Source organism: Bradyrhizobium sp., from assembly GCF_049798375.1.
Lineage (GTDB): Bacteria > Pseudomonadota > Alphaproteobacteria > Rhizobiales > Xanthobacteraceae > Bradyrhizobium.
In genome coordinates, this window is the sequence record NZ_JBARGP010000450.1 from 1 (window position 1) to 5,482 (window position 5,482).

General features: G+C 65.2%; 5 protein-coding genes. All 5 read left to right on the forward strand.

The window, feature by feature from the left end; translation table 11 throughout:
- Nucleotides 1–65: 65 nt before the first annotated feature.
- Entirely contained in the window at nt 66–1,676 is a 1,611-nt protein-coding gene (locus tag WA702_RS18660; RefSeq protein WP_425112011.1) for an amidohydrolase family protein, read from the forward strand.
- 10 nt (nt 1,677–1,686) lie between these two features.
- On the forward strand, nt 1,687–2,697 hold the full coding sequence (locus WA702_RS18665; RefSeq protein ID WP_425112012.1) for a CobW family GTP-binding protein: 1,011 nt from the start codon (nt 1,687–1,689) through the stop codon (nt 2,695–2,697).
- The gene (locus tag WA702_RS18670; RefSeq protein ID WP_425112013.1) at nt 2,694–4,520 is read left to right on the forward strand and encodes a CocE/NonD family hydrolase; all 1,827 of its coding nucleotides are present in this window, start codon (nt 2,694–2,696) and stop codon (nt 4,518–4,520) included. The genes WA702_RS18665 and WA702_RS18670 overlap by 4 nt, the downstream gene beginning before the upstream one ends.
- Nucleotides 4,521–4,548: 28 nt before the next feature.
- The gene (locus WA702_RS18675; protein ID WP_425112014.1) at nt 4,549–5,142 is read left to right on the forward strand and encodes a peptide deformylase; all 594 of its coding nucleotides are present in this window, start codon (nt 4,549–4,551) and stop codon (nt 5,140–5,142) included.
- Between the two features lie 58 nt (nt 5,143–5,200).
- On the forward strand, nt 5,201–5,482 hold a 282-nt coding region (locus WA702_RS18680; RefSeq protein WP_425112015.1), incomplete at its 3' end, for a (2Fe-2S)-binding protein.

The following is a 5,482-nucleotide window of genomic DNA, read 5'->3' on the forward strand; positions in this document are numbered from 1 at the left end:
GGTGACACCGACCGATTCTCGATATCTTTGCTGATTGGTCGATTGGACTAAAAGGAAACGAGAGCATGACTGAACAGGCCCAGATCCTTCCCGGCGACGAGCTCGCGCATATCCGCAACAAGGGTACGCAGGCGATCGTGCCGGCGGCCACCTCGCGCGATCGCGGTATCGGCCCGTTCAAGCGGCTGGCGTTGCGCAGCGCCACCGTCATCGACGGCACCGGCGCGCCGCCGATCGGCCCGGTGGACATCATTGTCGAGAACGGCCGCATCGTCAGCATCAAGAAGGTCGTCGGCTACGGCTATGGCGGCAAGCCGGCCGAGCCGGCCGATCACGAAATCGACTGCAACGGCAAATGGGTGACGCCGGGCTTCATCGACTGCCACGCCCATGCCGGCGTTGCCTATCACTCGGCGAACGGCTGGGTGCCGCCGGTCGACTATGTCTACAAGCTGTGGCTGGCACATGGCGTCACCACGGTGCGCGAGATGGGCTCGATGAACGGGCTCTCCTGGATGATTGACCAGAAGCAGCGCTCGGCGGAGAACACCATCGCGGCGCCGCGGCTGTTGTCCTACGCCTATTTCCCTGCGGTCAACGACATGGTGAAGACCATCTACACGCCGGAGCAGGGCCGCACTTGGCTACGCGCGGTGAAGGAGCGCGGCGCCGACGGCATCAAGTTCTTCGGCGCGCCGCCAGCGATCATGGAAGCCGCGCTCGACGAGTGCAAAAACATCGGCCTGCGCACCGGCTGCCACCACGCCCAGATGGCGGTGTCGCGCATGAACGCGCTGACGACTGCGAAATGGGGCCTGACCAGCGCCGAGCATTATTATGGCCTGCCGGAGGCGCTGTTCGAGGATCGCGTGATCCAGAATTTCCCGCTCGACTACAACTACACCGACGAATATTTCCGCTTCTCGGTCTCGGGCCAGATGTTCGGGCAAGGCGCCGAGCCGGGCTCGGCGAAATGGAACGAGGTGCTGGAGCAGTTTTTGGAGATCGGCTTCACCTTCGTGCCGACCTTCTCGATCTACGACGCCAATCGCGATTTGATGCGCGCGCGCCAGGCCTATTGGCACAAGGACTATACCTGGAAATCGATGTGGGACTATTTCACCCCGCAGCGCGGCGGCCACGGATCCTACTGGTATCGCTGGTCGACCCAGAACGAGATTGAGTGGCAACAGAACTACCGGCTCTGGATGGCCTTCATCAACGAGTACAAGAACCGCGGCGGCCGGGTCTGCACCGGCTCGGATTCCGGCTTCATCTACCAGATCTTCGGCTTCGGCTATATTCGCGAGCTCGAGCTGCTGCAGGAGGCCGGCTTCCATCCGCTCGAGGTGCTGCGCTCGGCGACGTCGCAGGGCGCGGCGCTGTGCGGCATCGAGGACGAGGTCGGCACCATCGATGTCGGCATGCGCGCCGACATGCTGGTGCATGACCACAATCCGCTGACCGATTTCAAGCTGCTCTACGGCACCGGCGCGATGCGCTTCAACGATGCCACCAACGCGGTCGAGTGGCATCGCGGCCTGAAATACACTATCAAGGATGGCGTCATCTATGACACCGAGGAACTGCTGGCCGATGTCCGCGAGCTGGTGAAGGCGAGCTTTGAGAGCGACGTGCCGGAGAAGTACGCCACCAAGGACGTCGCCGCGCCATGAGGATTGCGGCATGAGCGCTGCGCCGATCGATTTTCTGGTGCTGACCGGCTTTCTCGGCTCGGGCAAGACTTCGCTGCTGCGCGATCTGCTCGGCAGTGAGGAGGCCTCCGATACGGCTGTCATCGTCAATGAGGTCGGCGAGATCGGGCTCGACGGCGTGGTGCTGCGCGAGAGCGGCGACGACGTGCCGATGGCGATGCTGTCGAACGGCTGCGTCTGCTGCCAGGTCGGCAGCGACCTTGCCTTCACCATCGACCGCCTGATCATGGCGCCGCGCCCGGACGGCCTGCCGCCGTTGCGACGGATCATTCTGGAGACATCGGGCCTGTCGATGCCGGGGCCGGTGCTGCGGCAGCTCGCCACCTTGGCCGAGTACCGCATGCGCGTCGCCGTAGTCGGCACCTATGATCTCGCGCGTGGCGCGGCGGCGGCGGCCTTCGAGGAAGCCGCGGCGCAATGGGCGGCGTCGCATCGGATCGTCGCGACCAAGGCCGATCTGGCGCCCGATGCGCTGGCTGATGCCGCGGATGCGATCGCCGGCATCAATCCGGTCGCCGAGGTGGTCGCAACAGCCGATCGCGCCGCCGCCGTGCGCGCGGCGTTTGCGCCGCTGACATCGGCGCTACCGCTCGGCGAACTCGCGCCACGGCTCACATCGGCGCATCCGCGGCTCGTGCTCTGTCTGGCGCGGCCGAGGACGGAGCTCGCTTATCCCGATCTCGCGGCGTGGCTTGACAATCTCGCCGGCCGGCTCGGCGAACGCCTGCTGCGCATCAAGGGGCTGGTCAAGGTTCAGGAGGCGCCGCGGCCGCTGCTGGTCGAGAGCGTCGGCACGGTGTTCTCGCCGCCGCGGCAGCTTACGGCCGACAATCCGCCAAAACCCTTCATCGTCGTGATCGCACGTGATATCGCGCGGGCCGAGGTGGAGCAGGTCGAACCATCGGGCCTGTTCAGCTTCTCCTGGCAGACGCCGGAGACAGGGGACACCCGCCGCACCATCAAGGCCGAATGGGTGACATGAGCACGGACAATACCGCGGATGCTTGGCACGTCCCGCCGGCCGACTACGTCGCGGCGCGCGCGATCGAGCATGAATTGGCGCCGCCATCGTCCTGCTACGTCACCATGCGTGACGGCTGCCGCATCGCGCTCGACGCCTATGTGCCGCAGCCGAAGGGCGGCGCCGCATCCGGACAGCGCTTTCCGACGCTGGTTTTCCTCACGCCTTATTATCGCCGGTTCAAGCTGAGCGCCGGCGGCAGTGGCGAGGTCAATCCAAACACCGGAAAGTTCCGCGACTACTTCGTGCCGCGCGGCTATGCCGTTGTCGTGGTTGACGTGCGCGGCACGGGCGCCAGCTTCGGCACCCGCGACAGTTTTCGCTCGCCCAGGGAGCGTGAGGATTCCAGCCAAATCGCTGACTGGATCGTGGCGCAGCCCTGGTCGAACGGCGTCATCGGCGCCACCGGAATCTCCTACCTCGGTGCCGCCGCGGATTTCCTGGCCTCGACCGGCCATCCCGCGGTGAAGGCGATCGCGCCGATCTCTGCGGTGTGGGATACCTATTCGGACAACTACTTCCCTGGCGGCATCCAGCTGAAGTCGCTGACCAAGGTCTATGACGAGCTGATGATTGGGCTCGACCACGACCGCCGCGACATCCTCCGGCAGTTCTCCTATTTCGCCAATCCGGATTTCCAAGGGCCGCAGCCGGTCGATGCGGACCCCGAAAGCGTGCTGCTGAACCAGGCGATCAGGCAGCATCTCGGCAATTTCCGTCAGACCGACTTCATGGCTGAGTTCAAATTCCGCGAGGAAGGGCTGCCTTACGATCCGGCCTTTTCCTCGGCGTCGTTCAGCCCCTATGCGGTGTCCGAGGGCATCAGGCCGGATGTCGCCATTCTCTCGGTGTCCGGCTGGTATGACGGCGCCGGCTATGCCAATGGCGCGATCGCGCGTCACCTCACCATGTCAGACAATCCGCGCCATCTGCTGCTCGGTCCCTGGGATCACGGCGCCCGCATCGACATCTCGCCGTGGCGCCGTCAGGTCGAGCCGACATTCCCGCTGCTCGGCGAGATCCTGCGCTTCTTCGATGCCTATCTGATGGAGCGCGATACGGGGCTCGCTGACGAGGCGCCCGTGCATTACTACGCGGTGCACGGGGAAGCTTGGCGCGCGGCGCATCGTTGGCCGCCGGTGGTGACTGAGCGGCGGCTCTATCTCGCACCGGATGGACAGCTGGCCGACGTGGCGCCGCGCGCTGGTGAAGACAGGCACAATGTCGATTTCAGCAGCGGCACCGGGACGAACACCCGCTATGAGCGCATCGCCGGCATCGACAGCCGCGACTACTACGCGGACTGGCAGGGGCGCTCCGATGCGATGCTGAGCTACACCAGCGCGCCGCTGCCGACCGCGATGGAGCTGGCCGGCCATGGGCTCGCTGATCTCTTGGTGGCGTCGAGCGAGCCGGATCTGGCACTGTTCGTCTACCTCACCGAGATCGAGGCCGACGGCACCGAGCGTTACGTCACCGAAGGATTGCTGCGTGCGCTCCACCGCAAGGAGAGCGCGGCGCCCGCAAACTATCGCACCACATGGCCGTTTCGCAGCTTCGCGCGATCCGACGCGTCACCGTTGATACCAGGCAAGATTGAGCGCATCCGCGTACCGCTATTGCCGGTCGCCTGGCAATTCGCCCGGGGTAGCCGCATCCGTGTCTCGATCGCGGGCCACGATGATGATCATTGCGGGCAGGTGCCGCATGGCCGGCCGCCCATCATCACGCTGCAATTGGGCCGCTCGTTCTTGGAATTGCCGCTGGCGGCTGTGCATGATTGAGCGGCTCTGTCGCGTTTGGAGTGCGTGAATGACGTCGATCATTTCAGCGGGAATCGTCAGGATCGGCCATCCGGTGCTGCATCAGGTCGCCCGGCCGGTCTCCGCGGAGCTTCGCCGGTCCTCTGCGTTTCACGAGCTCATCGAGATCATGAAGCTGACCCTGGAGGGTCGTGGTGTCGGGCTCGCCGCGCCGCAGATCGGCGTCGGGCTCCGCCTGTTCGTGATGGAGGACCCCAAGCCGCGCGTCGATGCCGACCAGGATTCGGGCGCGAAGGAGCGCACGGCTTTTCCGTTCGAGGCGGTGATCAACCCGAGCTGGCGGGCATCAGGCGACGAGATGCGGACCTTCCCGGAAGGATGCCTCAGCATTCCCGGCCTGCTGGCACCGATTCCGCCCCATCGCGCGATCGAGGCGGAATGGACGGCGCTGGACGGCGTGCCGCGCGCCGAGACCTTGCGCGGCTGGCCCGCGCGCATCTTCCAGCACGAGAGTGATCATCTCGATGGCAGGCTGTATCTCGATTATCTCGAAGATCGCCCGTCTGTCTCCTATCCGGAGATCGGCCGCGGCGTGTCTGATGATCTGCTGATGCGGTTGGGGCTTGAAACGGTGAACCGATGATATCGGCTTGACCGCATCTACGGTCTCGACGACATCCTGATCGGGGAGGGTCGATACGATGCCGCTGCTTCATCGTCTGAGCAGGATCAATCACGCAGCTGTTGGCTTCACGCTCGATGGCGTGGCATGCGAGGGGCGGGCCGGCGACACGGTGCTGACCGCGATCCTCTGCAACGTGGAGCGTGTTCGCAGCAGCGAATTCGGCGGCGCGCCGCGCGCCGGCTTCTGCCAGATGGGCGCCTGCCAGGATTGCTGGGTGCAGTGTGAGGGCGGCGAACGGCTGCGGGCCTGTTCGACGCCGCTCAACGAGGGCATGCGCATCGTCACGACGAGGCGGGCG

Excerpts from the sequence above, each read along its gene's own strand:
- WA702_RS18660 (WP_425112011.1), top strand. The coding sequence starts at position 66 with ATGACTGAACAGGCCCAGATCCTTCCCGGCGACGAGCTCGCGCATATC.
- WA702_RS18665 (WP_425112012.1), top strand. The coding sequence starts at position 1,687 with ATGAGCGCTGCGCCGATCGATTTTCTGGTGCTGACCGGCTTTCTCGGC.
- WA702_RS18670 (WP_425112013.1), top strand. The coding sequence starts at position 2,694 with ATGAGCACGGACAATACCGCGGATGCTTGGCACGTCCCGCCGGCCGAC.
- WA702_RS18675 (WP_425112014.1), top strand. The coding sequence starts at position 4,549 with ATGACGTCGATCATTTCAGCGGGAATCGTCAGGATCGGCCATCCGGTG.